Below are 18,616 nucleotides of genomic sequence, written 5' to 3' on the forward strand. Positions count from 1 at the left end.
CTTTAAAACAACGAACTATAGGGATTTAAAAACTCTTAATGTTCGTTTTTAAAATAAGATATTTTCTTTATCAAAAGCGAAAACCTTTGTTTTTAAGCAAAAAACCGAAATCAGAAAATTTATTTTATTCGCGTTTCAGCAATTAGGGTTTACAATATGGAAAATAGTTTTTTCAGCATGACGATTTTACATCTGGAGGGAAAGGATATGCAGATTGAAGAAAACGGACTAAAAAAAGAGATCGGCCTTACCATCGCCCTCTCACTTGTTATCGGCACCATCATCGGTTCCGGCGTATTTATGAAACCAGGCGCCGTGCTTGCCTACTCCGGTGATGCAAAAACTGCGCTTATCGCGTGGCTGTTAGGAGGCATTTTGACGCTTGCAGGCGGCTTGACCGTTGCGGAAATCGGCACTCAGATTCCGAAAACGGGCGGACTTTATACATATCTTGAAGAAGTGTACGGCGAATTTTGGGGCTTTTTGTGCGGCTGGGTGCAAATCATCATTTACGGCCCCGCGATTATCGGAGCAATCGGCTTGTATTTCGGCTCTTTGATGGCGCACTTGTTCAATTGGGATTCCGGCTGGTCTAAATTGATCGGAATTACAGCCGTTTTGTTTTTAAGCATCATTAATATTATCGGAACGAAATATGGCGGCATCGTCCAGGGAATTACGACGGTCGGCAAATTGATTCCGATTATCTGCATGATTGTGTTCGGCCTTTGGAAAGGCGATCAGCATATTTTCACAGCCGTTACAAGCAACATGTCCGAAATGAATTTCGGCGCTGCCATACTGGCTACCTTGTTTGCCTATGACGGCTGGATTCTGCTTGCGGCTCTCGGCGGTGAAATGAAAAACCCGGAAAAACTTCTCCCGAGAGCGATGACGGGCGGACTCTTGGTTGTCACCGCCATTTATCTTTTCATTAACTTCGCACTGCTGCACATTCTTCCCGCGACCGACATTGTCAAACTCGGTGAAAATGCCACAGGCACCGCTGCCGGAATGCTGTTTGGCGGCATCGGGGGAAAATTGATCAGCGTCGGGATCATCGTCAGCATTTTCGGCTGTTTAAACGGAAAGATTCTCGCTTTTCCGCGTGTCTCGTTTGCAATGGCTGAACGGAAACAGCTGCCGTTTGCCGGACAGATTTCACGGGTGCATCCGACGTTCCGCACCCCTTGGATTGCCGTGTCATTTCAGATCGCGCTGGCCATTATTTTTATGATTATCAGCAATCCTGATAAGCTGTCTGAAATCTCTATTTTCATGATTTATATTTTTTACGTCATGGCCTTTTTCGCCGTTTTCATCCTAAGAAAAAAAAGCGGCGGAAAACCGCGCGCGTACAGCGTGCCTCTGTATCCGGTCATCCCTGTTTTGGCCATAGCGGGTTCACTGTTTGTGCTGATCAGCACGATCATTACAGATACACTGAGCTGCGGGCTTTCCATCTTGATCGGCCTTTCCGGACTCCCGCTTTATTTTTGGCTGAAAAACCGCAGAAATGACTGACAAAAACGGTTCCTTTTACGGGAACCGTTTTTTTTCGGCAAAATCACGTGCAAAAGTTGACAGCAAATTCACATCTTTTGTTATACTTTTTAAGCAAGATGTCTGAATTCGAAGTATGTTACGTTTTTTTGGCAAAGTGGGTAACATAAGAAAAACAGGATGAGACACGTTTTTACGAAAAAATCAAGAGGCGTTTTTTTCGACTTTATCTGTTTTTTTTCGACAAAAGGCTATATAATAATTTGATGTGTGCATTGTCTCATTCAAACAATGGAGGGTTTTTAATGATAAAAAGAAAAAAAGATAAGTTCTCACTCCTTTTAACAGAAATCGCAAAAAATATAGATGAAACTGCAGAGTATTTTGTGAACTTTAAAGTCACAAACCAAACAACACTTAAAGAATTTGCAGATACGTTAAAAGAATACGAAACAAAAGGTGACAATCATGTTCATGTCATGATTAAAGAGCTTAACAAAGCATTCATCACTCCTATTGAACGCGAAGATATCCTTCAGCTGACAAACAGCCTGGATGATGTGCTTGACGGAATTGAACATTTCTCTGCCATGATGGAGATTTTCTCAATTACTTCATCAGACGAGCATATCGACAAATTCAGCGGATACATTAGAGAATGTGCGAAAGAAATTTTAATTGCAACTGAGCTGTTGGCAGAAAACCGCTTAAAGGACATTCAGCCTCACGCCATCAAAATTAAAGAGTATGAGCACAACTGTGACAACCTGCACAGAAAATCATTAAAAAATCTTTTCGGCCATGAAACAGATCCGATCAAAGTGATCCAATATCGTGAAATTTACGAAACGCTTGAAGAAATTGCTGACTCTTGCCAAAGCGTTGCCAATAATCTTGAAACCATCATTATGAAAAACGCGTAACGAGGGGTTAAAATGGATACTCTATTACTTTTAACGATATTAATTGTCATTTGCGCTTTGGTATTTGACTTCATTAACGGATTTCACGATACCGCCAACGCAATCGCCACCTCAGTTTCGACAAAAGCGCTGAAGCCGCGGCACGCGATTATCATGGCCGCCATCATGAACTTTCTCGGAGCCATGACGTTTACCGGTGTGGCGAAAACCATTACGAAAGATATTGTGAATCCTTATACATTAGACAACGGATCGGTTGTCATTCTTGCTGCTTTACTCGCCGCAATCGTCTGGAACTTGATCACATGGTATTTCGGCATTCCGAGCAGCTCTTCACATGCGATTATCGGAGCGATCGCCGGTGCGGCCATTGCAGCATCAGGTTTTGCGACGCTTAATTATAAAGGGTTCATTAAAATTATCGAAGCACTTATTTTATCACCGATCATCGCCTTTGTTCTCGGCTTTATCGTCTATTCGATCGTGAAGCTGATTTTTAAAGACAGCAATCTGGCGAAAACAAATAAACGCTTCCGCAGAGTGCAGATTTTGACGGCTGCCATTCAGTCCTATACACACGGAACAAACGACGCGCAAAAAGCGATGGGTATCATTACGATGGCGCTTATGACGGCCAATTTACATAAAAGTGATACGATTCCTTTCTGGGTGCAGCTCTCCTGTGCCCTGGCAATGGGTCTCGGCACATCCATCGGCGGCTGGAAAATCATTAAAACCGTCGGCGGTAAAATTATGAAAATCCGTCCGGTAAACGGCGTATCTGCCGACTTAACCGGCGCAGCCATTATTTTCGGGGCCACGTTTATTCATCTCCCTGTCAGCACGACGCATGTCATTTCGTCTTCCATTCTCGGTGTGGGCGCTTCCCACCGCGTAAAAGGCGTAAACTGGGGAACGGCTAAACGGATGCTCATTACATGGGTCATCACCCTGCCGATTGCAGGTACACTCGGCGCCATCGCCTTTTTCATCTTAGATCTCTTTTTCTAATGACGGCATCCGCTTCTTTACAGAAGCGGTTTTTTTGTGACAGGAAAATGATGTCATGACATAGAATGAACATAGCAGACCATTTTTCGAATTGTGAGGGATGCTCATGCTTATGTTTTTTCAGATCATGGTGTGGACGATGGCCGCCGCACTCATTTTATATGTGTACGCATCCTGGCGGTATGAGGCAAAGGTAAAAGAAAAAATGTTTGCCATCCGTAAAACGTGGTATTTACTATTTGTACTGGGCTCCATGGTCTATTGGACATATGATCCCGAATCGCTCTTTTCCGCATGGAGACAATATTTGATTGTTGCTGTCTGCTTTGCTCTTATTGATGCGTTTATCTTTTTGAGCGCATATATCAAAAAGCTCGCCGGCAATGAATTAGAGACGGACACGAGGGAGATTTTGGAAGAAAATAACGAAATGCTTCACTCCTATCTTGAAAAACTGAAAACCTATCAATATCTGTTGAAAAATGAACCGATCCATGTATATTATGGAAGTACAGAAGCTTATGCAGAAGGCATCAGCAGACTGCTGGCCGCTTATGCAGAAAAAATGAATGTCACGGCTTCATTGTGCGACTATTCGGCACAGTCGGATAAGGACCGCTTGACGGAGCATATGCCTGATGCGGCAGATGTTCAGTCCCGCCTTAACCGAAAAGACGTCTACTATGATCAAAAGGGCAGGCTTGTGCTTATTCCGTTTACAGTCCAGGACCGCCATTATGTGATCAAACTGACATCAGAAAACCTGTTGACGGAATTCGATTATTTGCTTTTCACATCGCTCACGAGCATTTATGATTTAATGCTGCCAATAGAAGAGGAAGGTGACGGATAATGGAGCAGGCATTTCAAAACGGGCAGCCGGAACAAAGAGCGAAACCGTTCAAAATGTTTAAAAAACGCTCAATGACAAGTATCGCAAGTTACCAGGTCAGCCCTCATACCGCCAGAATTTTCAAAGAAAACGAACGGCTGATTGACAAGTATAAACAAAAAAAAGCTTGATTACACTAAGGACAGGAGACACGGCTCTTGTCCTTATTCCTTTTTTCCTTATATTTCATATAATAAAATCAACAAAGAGATGCGACAGGTGATGATGTGAAGAAAATTGTAAGGCGCGTAAAGTTTGTGGATTACGGACGGTTCGGGCTTTCCGCTTATTCGCTGAGGATGCGGGCGAGGAGTCTCGGGCTATTGAACCGATTAAAAAAGAAGAAAGGCTGAAATCCCGTAATGTGATCGGGACTCAGCCTTTTATTTTTTAAAGCTGCATCAGAATTTTCGCTTTTACAGCGGGACCGTAGATGCCGTCAGACGGCAGTCCGTTTACTGATTGGAATCGGGCCACGGCATTTGCGGTTTTCGGTCCGTAGATGCCGTCAATGCCGTTATTGACAGCTCCTTTTTCAGGATAAAAATAAAGCGCGGCGAGCGCGTTTTGCACCTGGTATACTTTTTCACCGGACGTGTACGGCTCTGTCAGCTGAATCACCTCATCAGGAAGAGGATACAGTGCTTCAACCGGCGCGCTGACAAACAGCACTTGTCCGACTTTAATCAGGTTCGGGTCTGCGATGTTATTCCATTTCTGCAGATCAGCCACACTGACGCCGAATTTTCGCGCGATGGCCGACAGCGTATCTCCTTTTTGAACAGTATACGTCTGTCTTTCCTCAGAACCGATTCCCGCTTTAAACTCGTCCCATGTATCCAACAGTCTTCTCGGACAAAGCTTTCCTGACCAATGTTTGTGCGCAACGACATTTGAAAGCGGGATGCCGTGCGACGTCATTAATGTGCGGATGAGCCATTGGGCGTTTGCCACGGCCTTTGAAAAGTTGCCGTCGGCGTTTTCACAAATTTCAATACCGATAGATTTGCGGTTGCCGTCCCCGTTTCCGTCTCCGGCATGCCAGCCGCTTTCGTTGAGCGGAAGATGCTGATAAATTTCTGTATCATCGACTGTGAAATGCCAGCTTGTCGGCGTATCGGGGTTTTTCACATAGTTTGCGTGACTTTTGGCGTTAGCGCCGGCTGCGGTATTGGCCGTATTGTGCACCGTAATGTAAATCGGTGTCATTGCATAGCCGGGGCGGTTATTGTTTCCTGCCGGGATAAAATCCTGTGTGATTTTCACCATGTTCTCATCTCTCCTATTTCGATAAATTGTTTATTTTTAATAAAGCCTGCTGTTTTTTCCCTTTTGCTGTGACGTAATTGTTTTTAAACCAGGCTGCGGCTGTCGTTACGATCGTAAAAACGGCCGACCCGGCGGCATACAGTGTATCTGCAAGCTGGCTGACCTGGTCCTCCTGAATATCAAGCGGCGATTTGCCGAACATCAGCAAAGTCTGGTTTAATAAAGCAAGCAAAAGAAGCACCGTCCTGACGACCGTGCCTTTGTCCGCGAATTTCATATCAGTTTCCCCCTTACTTTTGCAGCAGATTGTACATGATGGCGATGGCTCCGCCAATGACGCCCGTGCAGATTGCTGTCACGATCGCTCCTGTAATGGTCCGCTTAATCCATGTTGTGTTTTCGTCAATTTTGTTCAGTTTTTCATTCAGCGTCATGATTTGCTGATCCTGCCGGTCGGATACCCGCTCTAATGCGGCCACCCGCTGTTCAAGCACCTTTTGTTCACCTTTGATGCCTGCGAATTCTTTTTGCACCGCTTGTTCATCCAGAAGCACTTCTGCTCCCCCCTCTTACATTGTTCTCACCTCCCTTCGGAAGCTTCATTCTTAAGAAAATGCCGTGCCTTTGACAGACAGGCTGCCGCCGGAAATGCTCTTGATTTCCATGACGATTTCTTTAAAGCCGGCAATATCAAATAACCACACTTCTTCTGTGCCTGACGTGCCGGCGGCTGGGGTTCCGTCGTCAGATCTGATTCCCCTGATCGGCACATTTTTCCCCGAGATAGACCTTCCCCAAAACGCGACATGGCCCGACTCAGCCGTGCCGGTGATTTCGACGAGAAGTTTTTTCTCCTTATTTACAGAAAAAACAGCTCCTTCGGCGGCGCTTTCGGTCTGATGATGAAAAACAAAGTCGCTCTGGCTTTGATTAATGTCTACAGGTAAGGGCTTTGTTTTTTGCAATTGAATATCGATTTCTCCCGCACCAAGTGATTGATAAAGGACAAATTCAGATTGCTGCAAATTCCCGTTCACATATCGGAAACGATAATACCTTTTAGTAAGATACACCCATTCAGACGCAGAAAGCTCACCCGGAGCAACCTCAATTGCTGCAGTGGTTGACCATGAAAAGTTATTGTCACTTTCTTCAATAAACAGCGTGCCTCCGCGATCAGCATAGGCAAATCCTTTTACTTTAGAAATAAGCACTGCACCAAGGCGATCCTGTCCGTATTGATTGTAGACCTCTGTCGCTTTCAGAACCGAGTTAGTTAACAGCTCGGCCACGCCCGATAAATGGGATACAGGTGTTACAAAATCTGTTTTTTCTCCTCTGTAAGGCTTTACAGCACCTGCTTTTCCGCTCCGGTCTGCCGGAAACTCATATTGATATTTCACGATCATCATCCTCCTTTTTCCGTTTATTTCAAAAAAGACCAAAATAAAAAAGCCTTACATGGCTTTACCTGTGATCTCCTCATATTGATCGGACGATATCAGAGACTGACGAACCCCTTCTTGCAGATCTTCTATCGAACAGTCTTTATAACGCAAAGCTTGTTTAACCATATCTGTCGTCGCCCACTGATAATGAAGCGCCAGCACCCAAAAATTCATTATGCATTTTCTCCTTTCAATGATAAAAGTGTAAGCTTAACGTCTGACAGTGCATTTCCGAGCTTTCCGTTCAGCTCTTCCAGCTGCTTGCGCGCAAGTTTTTCCTTTGACAGCTCCTGTGCAAGCATTTCTATTTGATCAGGCGGCTCATATGGCGGATTTTTTTGCAGTTCCTCCCACCACGCCTCAAGCTGTTCTTTAGTAGGTATGGGAGCGTTGAGGTTCCATTGAGCTATATATGACGAAGTACCGTTCCCGTCATTTTGAACAATGAAGTCTTTAGTGGGATCTGATTTTGGATATTGATATAGAATTGCTTTCCCTATATTCATTATTTCCTCCCTGAGTTGCGTTAGTCTACTCTCGGATAGTTCAGTCCTCCGATTTCCTGTATATCAAAAAAATTAAACATCCCTTTTTGATCAGCTACACCTCTTTTCAGAGACATATCTCCTCCATAGTTGCAATAACAATAAATCTCTAAGTAATCACCTTTATTCATCGGGACTGTTGCATTGCCATTTAAGGATACATTCATTTCTGTTGAACTATTGTTGAAGTACCCCCTTAGGTGATCAAGATTTTTATAATGCGTCCCATTTAAATATACCTTCACAAGAAAGTTAATATATGACGGATAATTAATCATATAAAGTCCGGTTCCAACCATATACATACCATCATTCGGGGCTATAAACCTATTATTATTTATATCAAACGCATTGTGGCTGTCCTTTATTTTTCTGTTAAATTTAATTTTCGTATGCTCAGTGCTGTCTAAATATTGAACACCAGTCGTTCCAATGTTAGCATGGGCAAACCCTGAAATTTTACTCCATCTTGTCCATCCTGAACCACTCCACCAATGTCGTAACCATACCCCCGTACTATTGAAATAAGTACCGGATTCATTACCCGTCCCATAAAAATATTGTGCGAATCTATAGTCGGAATATCTCTCGTTTTTTACTACTCCATAGGTAAGCGGATAACCGGTGGTGTTCCCTTGCCCTATATCCATCATCGTAATTCCCTTAGGATATTCATCGCCACCTGTTCTTGCATCAGTTATCGCGTTTGATCCAGTAATAATAGTGAGCCTATCATTTGAATAATTTTCTTGAACAAAGGATTTCGCGTCAAAAAGAGCTTTGTCTGCTTTTTTCTGGGATTCCATTTCAGTCTCAATCTTATTCCATCCTTTAAACAAGCCGTCTGTATGAATGGTTGCCATCCAAAAGGTTCCGTCATAACTTTTGGATGCTAATATAGTTTTTCGGCCTCCATTGCCTGTTTCAATAACATCATAGTTATACCAAGACGCATCTCCTGCAACAGGATTATTTGTTACCACATTTCCTACTGCAAAATAGAGACCAGTGGGCAATGTTAATAAATCAGTACCATCGGGGATCTTAGTTCGGAAGCCTTGGGCATCAGTTAATTTATATAACTGTGCATTATTCCATTTGTCCTTATCGGATTTTGTTACGTGAATATCTGTTTTATTAGCATGGGCATCTATCTTTGATTGCACATCAGTTGTAGACTCTATAGGATACCAATTGATTGCTGTTTGATTAGAGTTATAGTAAAACCACCATGCGTTACCCTTCACATCTACGGCATAACCATTACCTATTCCCGGCTGCCCCACTAATTGCATGCCGCGTAAGCTTGTATCTGATGGGTTGTCTGTTACTGCATTGGTTCCGTAAAAAGTTACAGAACCCACGTCTTTTAACGAGTCATAAAACGAGCCGGAAGTTAAATTGATTTTTTGAGTGCCGTTATCGGCGGTGATTTTAAACAGCTGTCCTGCATTCCATTTATCCTTATCAGCTATCGTCACATGCCGGTTCTGATCTTGATTGTGCTGGTCGAAATCTTTTTTTGCTGCCTGCTGGACGTTGTCTACGTTTCCGAGGCCGATTTGCGCCTTTGTCGTTTTGTGCGGGTTGTTCATGTCATTTTTATGGGCCGCCAGATCCGTGTGTGCGTCTTTTATGCCTTTTTCCCAGCGGTTGACGTCATCTTCGTTAATCGGATCGTCCGGGAGCCAGTCTGTTTTTTCTTCGTAAGCCATCGTTACACCACCTCAAAAGTAAATCTTAAATCAAGCGTTCTGTTATTGCTGAGGTCCAAATTTGTTTTTCGTTCTGTGATGATGCTCCCTGTTTCGTCAAGCATCTGCACGGTTTCAATATGCTTAATGTCTTCTTCCCTGCGTGTGAGAACGGTGACTGCGGCATCTTTTACAGAAATGTCAGCAATCGGTGTTTCTTTGCCGTTTAACAGCACTTTTGTGATCCTGTTTTTCAAATCGGCTGCGGCACGCTGTCTATATGCGGCTGATATCATGGTAAGACCACCTCGTTATTGTTGAGTGTGACGGAATAACCGACCTTCAGTTCACTGACTTTTCGGTATCGTCGATTGTTGAGAATGACCCGGTCTTTGATTTCCAGTGTTTCGTTTAATGCGGCTCTCAGTGTATACGCCAAATGAGCGGGTTTGATTTTTTCAAGCGTTTCAATCAGGTCGTTCATGTGCTGCAGGTCATCAAGCTCCATATCGGCATAAAAACGATATTCCCCCGGAAACATCCGAACGTAAGCTGACGGATGTTTTAAAAAACGGTTTAGCGCCTGCTCAATCGCTTGATGGGTGATGGGCGGAATATTCGACATCTTCGAGATCAGCCTGAGCCGTCTCATGTCTTCCGTGTCACTTGACTCCCGCGGTATTTTTAATATTTTTTCCCAACGGTCAAGCCCCCACGTCGCCGTCGTAATAAAAAGCTGGTCTGTCAAATCGAAAATATCGTTATTCTGCCGCTCAAACTCGGGAGCTTCCGCCTCAAGAATTTCCGCCATCTCTTTTAATTGAGTTAAAAACGGCGGGAGGTATGCCGTCATCTCATCGAGTCTGCTCAAGGATTGTCACCTCTTTGAGTTTAGGAATTTCCACATCACTGAGCACAAGATTTTCCGCCGCACCGTTCATTTTGATATCTGCGTAGTCACTGACGGATGCCGCGTTATAAACGATGTTGTTAATTTGTGATAAGCGGACGGTGTTTTCTTCGAAGGCCATTTTCTTAAATAAATTCAGGATGCCTTTTTCAATCTCCGCTTTTACGTCATCGATCGAGCTGTTAAGCTCAGGCAGCACGGAAGCGGAGATTTCGATCTCTTTCCATACCGCGCTTTCCACTGTTACTGCAGCTCCGATCGGCGCCTGGCCTTCTCCCTGTCCTTCATCCGGATCAATATAATCCTTTACTTTCTTGATCAGAATATCTGATGCCGGTTCCAAATTCGCATTTGTAATGACCACTTTCACCGTTCCGTCTCCGTTCCAAAGCGGGAAGATTTTCGCTCTGCCGACACCGTCCACTTCTTCAGCCCACTGTTTATAATGCTGTTTATTTGCGCTGACTGCCTCCCGGCGGACACGGGTAAAATAGCGCGCCCTTAAGCTGCTGTCATCTTCTTCCTCACGGCCGGGAATTAATATATCGCCCATGACCGCTTTCTCAAGCCCGGGAATCGTATCAAGCGGCAGCAGATTTTGACCTGTAATGCCGGCATTCCCCGCTTCTCCGGCCGTTTCACATTCGAGCGTTCCATCCTCCGTATATTGAAAATACAGGTTATCGACGAAAAAACGGGAGCCTGTCGGAATGGTGATGCCCGCTGTGAATTCTCCGGCTCTGACCGCTTTTGTGGCAGGTGTTCGTTCAATTCCCGCTTCGGCAGCCCGCCTGTCCAGAAATTCTCCTTGAGCCGTATCGGAAAAAACAAGCTCCAGCACGGTATCAAGCCAAATATAAGACTTTGCGAGCTCAGCGGCCGCAGGCGCGAGCGCATTGTAAATGACGCTTCCTTCTCTCGTATCAATATCCGCCGTAATGCGCGCCAGCATTCTGTCCATAATGCCGTCAAACGTCTGAGCTTCAAACATCCTCTCCCAGCACCTCCTCTATCTCAAGCATGCCCTCATCCGCTTCAACGGTAAAAGAGACGATGAAGGCATCATCTTTTTTCTCAATCTCAAAATTGGCAACAGCCAAAATCCGGTCATCATACAGCAAGGCTTCTTCTATCAGTCTTGGAATCTCCATTTTTTTATAAGCATCCGTCGTGTTCTGATCAGAAAGCACTTCCTGCAGTTCATTCCCGATATCATGGCTGAAAACCGAATATGAATACCGTTCTGTGTGAAGAGCGATATAGACGAATTGTCTGATGGCGTCCAGTCCGTTTATCAGTTCATTGGTAATCCGGTTGTTTTCAAAATCAATTCGGTAGGTTTGTGAAGTTTCAATGGCCTCACTCGCATCCTCCAAATCTTCAAATTCGATTTCCGGTGTCAGGGCCATTGGCACCCGCTCCTTTTTGATTTATTCATGTAAAAAAGCCCTCTTCGGAAAATGAAGCGGCTTTAACAGGCTGATATCTTTAATCCATTTCTGTCCAGACGGATGAATTTTCAAAGTCACACTCCTGGCATTCATCGAATGCGGTTAAATTTTATCCAGCACAAAAAAGGACTGTCCTCCTGTTAATGCGGCGGTCATCACCCGGTCTCCTGCCTGAAGCTGATCATCTCCACCGGATTTCAGCCGCTTCGGCACAATGAGTGCATCAGACGGAATCAAAAGTTTGTCGTGATCTTTCAGCTTCAGCCCGAGCGGCGAAACCGAGGTCACTTCGGCCGTCATCAGCTCTACCGGCGCTTCGGCGTCAACCGCCCCGACGGCTAAATGTTTAATGGCATCGCTTAATCTCATCAGGATGTCCCCTCCGGAAGTGAATTTTTCTCCGTGACATCAATCATCATGGTATGCTTTGTTCCTTGGAATTCATGGCGGTCCGTATCTACATAATAGGTTTTCTTCAGTCCGATTTCCGGAATTGAGATATAGACCGGCAACCCGCTTTCCAACCCCGGAATACCGATCGCCTGTATATTTTTCAGCTCTTTCTTAACGCCTTTTTTCTCAGCCTGCTTCACTTTTGCGCGCTGTTTCAGCTGGGCTTCGTTAATGTCGTCAGAAACCGTTTCGGTATACTGTAAAACGCCGAATGTTTTCATGCCCGCGCTGTCTGACGCGGAAGCTTTCACGGTTTTATCGTCTTTTTGCAGCCGCATGACGACACGGGTTGCGGTATCATCAATTGAGGTGCTGTATTGATACCCTGTAATATTAACTCCTGTTTCCAGCACCCAAATGTCAGACGGGTCCGGCCATTCACGCAAGCCGAGTCTGCCTTTTTCTGAATAGAGCTGATAATTGCGGCCCGTCTGGCTTTTTGTCTGTTTTAACGCTTTTAACATCATATCGTAAAGGCTTGTATCATTTTTGAAAACGAGTGATTTAATGGTATGCCCTGTGTTGGCAATGGATGTCACGGGAATTTGAAAATCGCTGGCGATCCTTTTTAATATTTGATCGGCGCGCTTGTTGGAAAACACATAAACGTCCTGGTTTTTCACAAGGTATTGGAGCATATCATATGCGGTGAAGGCGACGGTATGCTCATCCGGCGTTCTTGCAAAGACAATGCCGCGGAACAGCTCTTTTCCGTTCCATTTGAACAAAACCGTATCCCCTTCTGATACGCCGTAATACGTCTGGCTGCCCTGCTTTACGACAATTGTCGCTTCGATGGAGCGGGGCGCCTGATATCTGTGTCCTTCCAGCGTTACGCTTTCTGTGACAAGCTCGAGCCACTCCGTTTCTTTTATGACAAATAGTTCAATCATCTTTTCACCCGTTTCATTGCGGTATCTTCAGCTTCTGCCCCGGGAAGATCCAATGCCCCGGCTGCCGGATATTCCGTTTGCTGCGCTTAATCATGGCGGTTTTATTCGCGTTCCAGATTTTCCGCCACTCCGTGTGGTTTCCGTAAAACTTGCCGGCGATGTCCCAAAGCGTATCCCCTTTTTTGACGGTATATGTTTTGGGTGAAGCTTTGGATGGGCGCTTCGCTTTCGTTTTTTTCTTTTGTTTGATTTTTCTTGGCGAAGCGGTTTTATATTCTTTCAGCACGATATCAAAATTCCGGTCGCCGATTTCATTGTCACCTTCGCTGTAATTGAAACTTTCAATACTGCATGTGACATTGATTTTTGTCCCTGTAATTAAAAACTGAACGGGTTTTTTCGCTTTCATCCATGTTTCAAAGGCTGAAATGGCTTTTTCCGGTGAAGGAATGCTTTGATATTCGGCAATCGGGGTGTATCGTTTCGGAAAAAAAGAAGAGAACGAAATTTCTTTCGCTCCCGGTTCTTCAATAAACGTCACCTCTCCAAGACCCGTGACTTTCACGGAATCATTCTGCACGCTGTTTGCAATATCAATCGCTTCAGGGAGAACGGGAAGCCGAAGCTTGTCCTTCCCCTGTGACAGCCAAAATTCGTAAACAGATTTAGTCAAAAGCAACGGCCCCCTTTGCTCCGGTATAAATGTCTTTTTGCAGTTCATCAATCAGCGCCTGTTTGATTTTGGCGGCGAGGCTGTCGGCGTCCTGTCCGTTATGGAAATGCTGATCGCCGCTGAATTCGATTTTAATTTCTTTTGTTCCCGTTTTTTGAACGGTTTGTCTGCCGCCTTTAACAGCTGCGGATACCGTGCCGGCTGAAAGTGCCGCCGGTTCCGTCTGGGACGGATCGGACACTTCCATGCCGAGCGCTTGAGCCGCTTTTTGAAGCAGATAACGGCCGCGGATGCCCCGTTCTTCAGGGATGATCCACTCCCGTTTGTTCCCTTCGCCGACACGGGCGATCTGTTCCTTCGTAATCAGACCCCCGTTGGCATAACCGACGTATGGGCCGCCGCGCGCCATACTCTTAATCCCCGGCACATTGTTGATCGAGCCGTATCTGCTTTTAATATAGCCGATAGCGGCAGCGGCGTTGTGGATTGGGTTTCTGATATCATTCATTCCCGGCGCTTTGTGCGATTCAAAGGTGCTCGGAATTGTCTGCATTAAGCCCTGTGACGGGTGTCCGGCTTTGGCATTGCTGTCCCATAAGTTAATGGAATTAGGGTTGCCGCCTGATTCATTCTGTGCGATCGTCATTAATCCGGGAAGCCAGCTGATCGGAGTATTGGTCGCTTTCATTGCGGCTAATAGCCACTCTTTGACGCTTCCTCCCGCTGCACCCATGCCGGAAAAGGCCGCTGCAAGCGAGCCTGCCTGTTTTTCGGCGTATTTTTTCACGTCAACTGAGCTGAGCCCTTTGACGACCCCGACTGAAGCAAAGCGTCCGAGACTCATCATGACACGGGAAGGAGAGTGAATATCAAGCTCTTCCCTGAATGCGTCCTCGACTTTTTTGGCCAAATCTTTGGCCGCCTGTTTGACTTCGCTTCCCTTCGCAGTCATCCCTGATACGAAGTGTCCGATCAGGCCTGACCCCCAGCCGTTCGCGGAATCTCTTGATTGCACAAACGGTTTATTGATATGTGTGCTCACGTATTGCGCGGTTCCCGTATCTTTTGCATTCTGTCCGGCCGAAAATCCTTTAACTGTCGCGGTGCCCCAGGAAGACGATTGATTGACCGCCGATTGATAAGGTGTTTTCACCTTTGTTTTTAAAAACGAATCGGTGCCCGTCTGTGACGTATTCTGACCTTTCACATAGCCCGCAACGACTTGCTTTCCGTAATCGGGCGAAGACGAAATGAGGGCGTTAAACGGCGTACCGATGTTTTTCTCTTTCCAGCCGTCCATATCCACCGCTTTATTGCTGATCCCGCTGTCAAAGCCTTCTGTAAACTGTTTGCCGAGTGATGAAGCCGTCCCGGCAAATCCGGAAGCATCCACAGACGCAGCGGCCGATACAGACGCCGAAGAAGAAACACCGCCCGCTCCCGCCGGTGCAGCGGAAGACTGAGCCGAAGCCGCGCCCATATCGTCGACGACATGCATACCGAGCTTAGACGCAGCTTGTGAAAGCAGCATTTTCCCGCGCCCGCGGTTGTTGTCAACGGGAATAACAAATTCTTTACCGGCTTCACCGATCCACGAAATGGTCGGCTTTGTAATGTAGCCGCCTGTGGCGTTTTTGTCATAATGAAAGTCTTTGTAAGCTTTATTTTTCCCTTTTTGGAAACTTGAAGATACTCCAGAAAGCCAGTCTTTCACACCATTCCCAATATTCCCTGCAGTTTCTTTTACCTTTCCGCCTATATTTTTAGCAGTGCTAACCACTTTCCCGCCAGCACTTTTAATAGCATCCATTGAATCTCCTAATATATTTTCGCCCCATTGTTTAACCGAATTCCATTTTTCAGACCACCAATCTTTGTTAAACAAAGTTTCCTTAATCTTACTTTGAAATTTATTCCATAATTCCTGGCTATTTTCCCAAGTATCTTTACCCCAGCTTTGTACGTTTTTCCATTTTCCATTCCACCAATCTTTATTAAAGACCGTTTTCTTTACATTTGATTGTACGTCATTCCATATAGAAGAGGCTTCTTCCCATTTTTCGGATGTCCAGCCTTTTACTCCTTCCCATTTTCCTTTCCACCAATCACTGTTAAAAAGAGTAGATTCCATAGCTCCATATGCATAACCCGCTTTTTCAGCCCACCAATTCGAATTATTAAAAAATGACGTAGACGCAGTACTCTTAATGTTGTCCCAAGTACCCCCAAGACCGCCTAATGTATTGCCGGCAGATGTTTTTACCCCGGTCCATTTCTCGTTCCACCAGCTCCCATTAAACAGCGTTTTGGATATATCTTCTTTTAACTTAGAAGTATCAAACATCTTACCGATTGATTTCCCAGCTTCTTCTCCGCCGAATGCGCCTATAGCTCCACCTGCCAAACCGCCTGCAGCTCCGCCTATCACAGTGCCTGCGGGTCCTGCGAAACTGCCGATTGCCGCACCAGCTTCTGCCCCGGCAATACCTCCGGCCTCCATACCGACAATACGCCCTCCGACCGTACCAACCTTTTCTCCGGCATTATCTTTATTTGTTCCTTGCAGATCTGATAAAGATAACAAATTCCCGATATAAGGGATTGCTTTACGGAATTTTCCCAATCCTTTTAGTGCTTTTCCTAATTTAGAGGATTCTTCACCGGCTGAGGTTAAATCTCCGAACCATTTTTTCATCTTTGAACCAGCCGTTTTGTTCCCTGAAGATTTCTCCTGACGATTCTTTATAACTTTACTAGGCACTCTGATTGTTCTTGAAGGGGTCTTTCCAGGCGTTTTCCTTGTACCCGGGCCTTTTCTTTTTTTACGGGGATTTTTATTTCTCTTTCTTCCCGGAGCGCTGCTTCCTCCGCAATCGCAGCAGCATCCTCCCGTATTACGGTTTTTAATTTTGCTTTCTGTTTCCTCTTTGCCTTCAGCATCTTTCTTTTTTTGAGGACCAAGGATTTTGTCAATGATTTTATCAAAAACGTCATCCTTCAGCTTTTCCATCAGCCTTTCCTTAAATCGATCCACAAACGCCTTGCCGATTTCTTTCAGTGTATCCTTTATCCAAGGCCATGCTGATTTTGTCCACCAGTCTTTAAGCCAGCCTTTTATTTTACCAGCCCATCCAGGCTTTTTGTCAGACTCATTTTCTGAGTTTTTTTTGGAATTCTCACTTTCACCTTTTTTAGGCTTATCTTCCTTATATTCAAGAGGACTTCCCTGGTTCTTGACTTTGTCAGTAACCTTATCCTTTACTTCCAGTTTGACATAGTAGGTCTTTTCAAATTGCCTCAGAATAGATGTTAACCGATTGACGGTTTTTGTGATCTCGTCAATTACTTTTAATTTTACAGTGTAGCCCTTTTTCAGATTCCGCTTGATATAGCCTATTATTTTTTTGACTTTCAATGTAATTTGATCTTCAGCCGTCAGAAGAAAGGAAAATGCATGATTTGATAACATTTTTTTCAGTTTTTTATAAACAGGTGTCACATGTTCGGTTAAAGAAACAGAAATATTCATTTTTTTGGGGAGAAGCCTCATTTTTTTTTCTAAAGCTTCCAGTGTGCCGGTAGCTTGATCATCAACAGCCACTTTAATCTGAAGGGATTTTGCGAATTTCAGAATAATATAATCATTGATTTTTCTCAGTTTGTAGAAAGCTTGATCTTCAGCTCTAATACTGATTTTGATCTGCCGATTAATTGTCTTCGCTTTCTTTTCAACCTCTTTAAAGCCTTTATGTATCCTTTTCAGTTTTTTGGATACCTTGTCCTCTAAATCAAAACGTGCAGTCAGCTTTGCCAAGTTATGCCCCCCCTTTCTGCGATTCTTTTTCAAGCAGATCCAGTTTATAGCCGATCATCCCGTATAAGAGAGCTTTAAAAGATTTCTCTGCTTCGTATAATTCCAAAAGCTGGGACGGTGAATAATGAAGCTCGTGCATCGCATAATAAAGATACACGGCTTCTTTATTACCATCCTTAATTAGTTTTTTGCTTCTTCTTCCAGATCTTCAAGATCATCTTCAAAGCCGTTAATTTCAATCGCTTTATTCAGCCAATTTGCATATTCACCGCCGACAGAGAGTACACGTTTGGCTACCTCAACCGGGTCTGCTGTTTTATATGCTTCACGCAATTCCTTGGAACGAAAATCAGGATAAATTGTTGATTCAATGGCAATTCTTGCATAGAACCGCTGAGTGTCTAAATCTTTAATACGGCCTCGGCCTTTCACATTTTTAAAAGTCGTATTTTCTTTCTCCAGCTCATCAATCCGTTCAGTTGTAATCGGCTTTAATACAAATGGAATGACATTCCCTTTTTTATCTACAAATCGTTTTGAAATTGCAACTTTTATTTCTTCAGCTTCTATTGTTTGTCCAGGCATAAAAAATGAAAGATCATATACATTTTGTTGTTTTTCACTCATACAGCATGCTCCTTTTATTTAGAAAAACCATCGCTTTTGCGATGGTTTCAATACTTTTTCATTTTCTTAAAACGTTTCAGAAAGCTTTTCCGGCACATCGAAATCTTCAAAGGTAAACGGCACTTCTTCTTCAAGCGCCTCTGAGTCTACGTCCAGTCCGGCGATTTTTGCAGAATCAAAGTTGACGTCATACAGGGTGACACGTTCGGTTCCGCGGCCTGATGATTTGTCGTCAAGAACAGCTTGCAGCGTAAAATACGGGTCGCTGCCTTTTTTCACGTAATCCATCATAAGCACGGCGAATTTGGATGTGACTTTATAGAACGTCGCCGTGCCCGTTCCGTTGGCGCCAGTCGTTTTATGCCCCGTCATGCGGCGTCCCATGATGTTTACTTCTGATTTATTTTTTTCTACGTTTGCTTCAAAGGTTTTAATATGCGCCATCTCTTCTCCATCGAGAAATAAACGGCCTTCTTTTCCTGAAATTGTGTTTTGCGCTTTTAATGCCAT

Annotated in this window: 24 protein-coding genes; 6 read left to right on the forward strand and 18 right to left on the reverse strand. The window is 44.5% G+C overall.

Annotated features, from left to right (window positions below):
* Nucleotides 1-207 precede the first annotated feature (207 nt).
* The 6 genes from ACQE26_RS17325 to ACQE26_RS17350 all read left to right on the forward strand — a co-directional run bounded on the left by ACQE26_RS17325 (nucleotide 208) and on the right by ACQE26_RS17350 (nucleotide 4,682).
* Entirely contained in the window at nucleotides 208-1,524 is a 1,317-nt protein-coding gene (locus ACQE26_RS17325) for an APC family permease (protein WP_500470162.1), read from the forward strand.
* Between the two features lie 284 nt (nucleotides 1,525-1,808).
* Entirely contained in the window at nucleotides 1,809-2,426 is a 618-nt protein-coding gene (locus tag ACQE26_RS17330; RefSeq protein ID WP_032874614.1) for a DUF47 domain-containing protein, read from the forward strand.
* A gap of 12 nt (nucleotides 2,427-2,438) precedes the next feature.
* Nucleotides 2,439-3,437, forward strand: coding sequence for an inorganic phosphate transporter (locus ACQE26_RS17335; RefSeq protein ID WP_044802872.1), 999 nt, complete (start codon nucleotides 2,439-2,441; stop codon nucleotides 3,435-3,437).
* 106 nt (nucleotides 3,438-3,543) lie between these two features.
* Nucleotides 3,544-4,290 carry a type II toxin-antitoxin system SpoIISA family toxin gene (locus ACQE26_RS17340; protein WP_045925708.1) on the forward strand — a complete coding sequence of 249 codons (747 nt, stop codon included), beginning with the start codon at nucleotides 3,544-3,546 and terminating at the stop codon, nucleotides 4,288-4,290.
* A complete protein-coding gene (locus tag ACQE26_RS17345) occupies nucleotides 4,290-4,460 on the forward strand; it encodes a type II toxin-antitoxin system SpoIISB family antitoxin (RefSeq protein ID WP_003154807.1) in 171 nt (56 codons plus the stop codon). Before ACQE26_RS17340 ends, ACQE26_RS17345 begins: the two co-directional genes overlap by 1 nt.
* 96 nt (nucleotides 4,461-4,556) lie before the next feature.
* Entirely contained in the window at nucleotides 4,557-4,682 is a 126-nt protein-coding gene (locus tag ACQE26_RS17350) for a hypothetical protein (RefSeq protein WP_141228459.1), read from the forward strand.
* Between the two features lie 37 nt (nucleotides 4,683-4,719).
* On the opposite strand, the gene ACQE26_RS17355 is transcribed toward ACQE26_RS17350, so the two are convergent.
* The 18 genes from ACQE26_RS17355 to ACQE26_RS17440 all read right to left on the reverse strand — a co-directional run bounded on the left by ACQE26_RS17355 (nucleotide 4,720) and on the right by ACQE26_RS17440 (nucleotide 18,616).
* Nucleotides 4,720-5,598, reverse strand: a complete 879-nt coding sequence (locus ACQE26_RS17355; protein WP_045925709.1) for an N-acetylmuramoyl-L-alanine amidase — start codon at nucleotides 5,596-5,598, stop codon at nucleotides 4,720-4,722.
* Between the two features lie 13 nt (nucleotides 5,599-5,611).
* Nucleotides 5,612-5,875 (reverse strand): phage holin, encoded by a 264-nt coding sequence (locus tag ACQE26_RS17360; protein ID WP_016936430.1) that lies wholly within the window; start codon nucleotides 5,873-5,875, stop codon nucleotides 5,612-5,614.
* Nucleotides 5,876-5,888: 13 nt separating this feature from the next.
* Nucleotides 5,889-6,152 (reverse strand): hemolysin XhlA family protein, encoded by a 264-nt coding sequence (locus ACQE26_RS17365; RefSeq protein WP_003154815.1) that lies wholly within the window; start codon nucleotides 6,150-6,152, stop codon nucleotides 5,889-5,891.
* A gap of 51 nt (nucleotides 6,153-6,203) precedes the next feature.
* On the reverse strand, nucleotides 6,204-7,004 hold the full coding sequence (gene xepA / locus ACQE26_RS17370) for a phage-like element PBSX protein XepA (RefSeq protein WP_500471500.1): 801 nt from the start codon (nucleotides 7,002-7,004) through the stop codon (nucleotides 6,204-6,206).
* Nucleotides 7,005-7,055: 51 nt separating this feature from the next.
* Entirely contained in the window at nucleotides 7,056-7,220 is a 165-nt protein-coding gene (locus ACQE26_RS17375) for an XkdX family protein (protein ID WP_060963001.1), read from the reverse strand.
* On the reverse strand, nucleotides 7,220-7,552 hold the full coding sequence (locus tag ACQE26_RS17380; RefSeq protein ID WP_500470163.1) for an XkdW family protein: 333 nt from the start codon (nucleotides 7,550-7,552) through the stop codon (nucleotides 7,220-7,222). The genes ACQE26_RS17375 and ACQE26_RS17380 overlap by 1 nt, the downstream gene beginning before the upstream one ends.
* Before the next feature lie 20 nt (nucleotides 7,553-7,572).
* The gene (locus ACQE26_RS17385) at nucleotides 7,573-9,306 is read right to left on the reverse strand and encodes an XkdV family phage structural protein (protein ID WP_500470164.1); all 1,734 of its coding nucleotides are present in this window, start codon (nucleotides 9,304-9,306) and stop codon (nucleotides 7,573-7,575) included.
* Nucleotides 9,307-9,308: 2 nt separating this feature from the next.
* A complete protein-coding gene (locus tag ACQE26_RS17390; protein ID WP_016936435.1) occupies nucleotides 9,309-9,581 on the reverse strand; it encodes a hypothetical protein in 273 nt (90 codons plus the stop codon).
* Nucleotides 9,578-10,156, reverse strand: coding sequence for a YmfQ family protein (locus ACQE26_RS17395; protein WP_500470165.1), 579 nt, complete (start codon nucleotides 10,154-10,156; stop codon nucleotides 9,578-9,580). The genes ACQE26_RS17390 and ACQE26_RS17395 overlap by 4 nt, the downstream gene beginning before the upstream one ends.
* Nucleotides 10,140-11,186, reverse strand: coding sequence for a baseplate J/gp47 family protein (locus tag ACQE26_RS17400; RefSeq protein ID WP_500470166.1), 1,047 nt, complete (start codon nucleotides 11,184-11,186; stop codon nucleotides 10,140-10,142). Before ACQE26_RS17400 ends, ACQE26_RS17395 begins: the two co-directional genes overlap by 17 nt.
* Nucleotides 11,179-11,604, reverse strand: a complete 426-nt coding sequence (locus tag ACQE26_RS17405) for a DUF2634 domain-containing protein (RefSeq protein WP_060963006.1) — start codon at nucleotides 11,602-11,604, stop codon at nucleotides 11,179-11,181. The genes ACQE26_RS17400 and ACQE26_RS17405 overlap by 8 nt, the downstream gene beginning before the upstream one ends.
* Nucleotides 11,605-11,748: 144 nt before the next feature.
* Nucleotides 11,749-12,015 (reverse strand): DUF2577 family protein, encoded by a 267-nt coding sequence (locus ACQE26_RS17410; RefSeq protein ID WP_500470167.1) that lies wholly within the window; start codon nucleotides 12,013-12,015, stop codon nucleotides 11,749-11,751.
* Entirely contained in the window at nucleotides 12,015-12,992 is a 978-nt protein-coding gene (locus tag ACQE26_RS17415) for an XkdQ/YqbQ family protein (RefSeq protein ID WP_500470168.1), read from the reverse strand. Before ACQE26_RS17415 ends, ACQE26_RS17410 begins: the two co-directional genes overlap by 1 nt.
* 13 nt (nucleotides 12,993-13,005) lie before the next feature.
* Complete coding sequence (locus ACQE26_RS17420; protein ID WP_500470169.1) at nucleotides 13,006-13,665, reverse strand: LysM peptidoglycan-binding domain-containing protein; 660 nt, start codon at nucleotides 13,663-13,665, stop codon at nucleotides 13,006-13,008.
* The gene (locus ACQE26_RS17425; protein ID WP_500470170.1) at nucleotides 13,658-17,479 is read right to left on the reverse strand and encodes a transglycosylase SLT domain-containing protein; all 3,822 of its coding nucleotides are present in this window, start codon (nucleotides 17,477-17,479) and stop codon (nucleotides 13,658-13,660) included. Before ACQE26_RS17425 ends, ACQE26_RS17420 begins: the two co-directional genes overlap by 8 nt.
* Nucleotide 17,480: 1 nt before the next feature.
* On the reverse strand, nucleotides 17,481-17,618 hold the full coding sequence (locus ACQE26_RS17430; protein ID WP_500471501.1) for a hypothetical protein: 138 nt from the start codon (nucleotides 17,616-17,618) through the stop codon (nucleotides 17,481-17,483).
* 41 nt (nucleotides 17,619-17,659) lie between these two features.
* The gene (locus ACQE26_RS17435) at nucleotides 17,660-18,106 is read right to left on the reverse strand and encodes a phage tail assembly chaperone (protein WP_049628317.1); all 447 of its coding nucleotides are present in this window, start codon (nucleotides 18,104-18,106) and stop codon (nucleotides 17,660-17,662) included.
* 66 nt (nucleotides 18,107-18,172) lie between these two features.
* On the reverse strand, nucleotides 18,173-18,616 hold the full coding sequence (locus ACQE26_RS17440) for a phage tail tube protein (RefSeq protein WP_003154837.1): 444 nt from the start codon (nucleotides 18,614-18,616) through the stop codon (nucleotides 18,173-18,175).

Source organism: Bacillus sp. 5RYD7K, assembly GCF_059831465.1.

What these genes read in the sequence shown, in the direction of transcription:
- ACQE26_RS17380 (WP_500470163.1), bottom strand. Translation starts at nt 7,552, where the DNA reads ATGAATATAGGGAAAGCAATTCTATATCAATATCCAAAATCAGATCCC.
- ACQE26_RS17355 (WP_045925709.1), bottom strand. Translation starts at nt 5,598, where the DNA reads ATGGTGAAAATCACACAGGATTTTATCCCGGCAGGAAACAATAACCGC.
- ACQE26_RS17360 (WP_016936430.1), bottom strand. Translation starts at nt 5,875, where the DNA reads ATGAAATTCGCGGACAAAGGCACGGTCGTCAGGACGGTGCTTCTTTTG.
- ACQE26_RS17390 (WP_016936435.1), bottom strand. Translation starts at nt 9,581, where the DNA reads ATGATATCAGCCGCATATAGACAGCGTGCCGCAGCCGATTTGAAAAAC.
- ACQE26_RS17335 (WP_044802872.1), top strand. Translation starts at nt 2,439, where the DNA reads ATGGATACTCTATTACTTTTAACGATATTAATTGTCATTTGCGCTTTG.
- ACQE26_RS17430 (WP_500471501.1), bottom strand. Translation starts at nt 17,618, where the DNA reads ATGCACGAGCTTCATTATTCACCGTCCCAGCTTTTGGAATTATACGAA.
- ACQE26_RS17440 (WP_003154837.1), bottom strand. Translation starts at nt 18,616, where the DNA reads ATGGCATTAAAAGCGCAAAACACAATTTCAGGAAAAGAAGGCCGTTTA.
- ACQE26_RS17325 (WP_500470162.1), top strand. Translation starts at nt 208, where the DNA reads ATGCAGATTGAAGAAAACGGACTAAAAAAAGAGATCGGCCTTACCATC.
- ACQE26_RS17330 (WP_032874614.1), top strand. Translation starts at nt 1,809, where the DNA reads ATGATAAAAAGAAAAAAAGATAAGTTCTCACTCCTTTTAACAGAAATC.
- ACQE26_RS17435 (WP_049628317.1), bottom strand. Translation starts at nt 18,106, where the DNA reads ATGAGTGAAAAACAACAAAATGTATATGATCTTTCATTTTTTATGCCT.
- ACQE26_RS17375 (WP_060963001.1), bottom strand. Translation starts at nt 7,220, where the DNA reads ATGAATTTTTGGGTGCTGGCGCTTCATTATCAGTGGGCGACGACAGAT.
- ACQE26_RS17345 (WP_003154807.1), top strand. Translation starts at nt 4,290, where the DNA reads ATGGAGCAGGCATTTCAAAACGGGCAGCCGGAACAAAGAGCGAAACCG.
- ACQE26_RS17405 (WP_060963006.1), bottom strand. Translation starts at nt 11,604, where the DNA reads ATGGCCCTGACACCGGAAATCGAATTTGAAGATTTGGAGGATGCGAGT.
- ACQE26_RS17340 (WP_045925708.1), top strand. Translation starts at nt 3,544, where the DNA reads ATGCTTATGTTTTTTCAGATCATGGTGTGGACGATGGCCGCCGCACTC.
- ACQE26_RS17400 (WP_500470166.1), bottom strand. Translation starts at nt 11,186, where the DNA reads ATGTTTGAAGCTCAGACGTTTGACGGCATTATGGACAGAATGCTGGCG.
- ACQE26_RS17410 (WP_500470167.1), bottom strand. Translation starts at nt 12,015, where the DNA reads ATGAGATTAAGCGATGCCATTAAACATTTAGCCGTCGGGGCGGTTGAC.
- ACQE26_RS17415 (WP_500470168.1), bottom strand. Translation starts at nt 12,992, where the DNA reads ATGATTGAACTATTTGTCATAAAAGAAACGGAGTGGCTCGAGCTTGTC.
- ACQE26_RS17385 (WP_500470164.1), bottom strand. Translation starts at nt 9,306, where the DNA reads ATGGCTTACGAAGAAAAAACAGACTGGCTCCCGGACGATCCGATTAAC.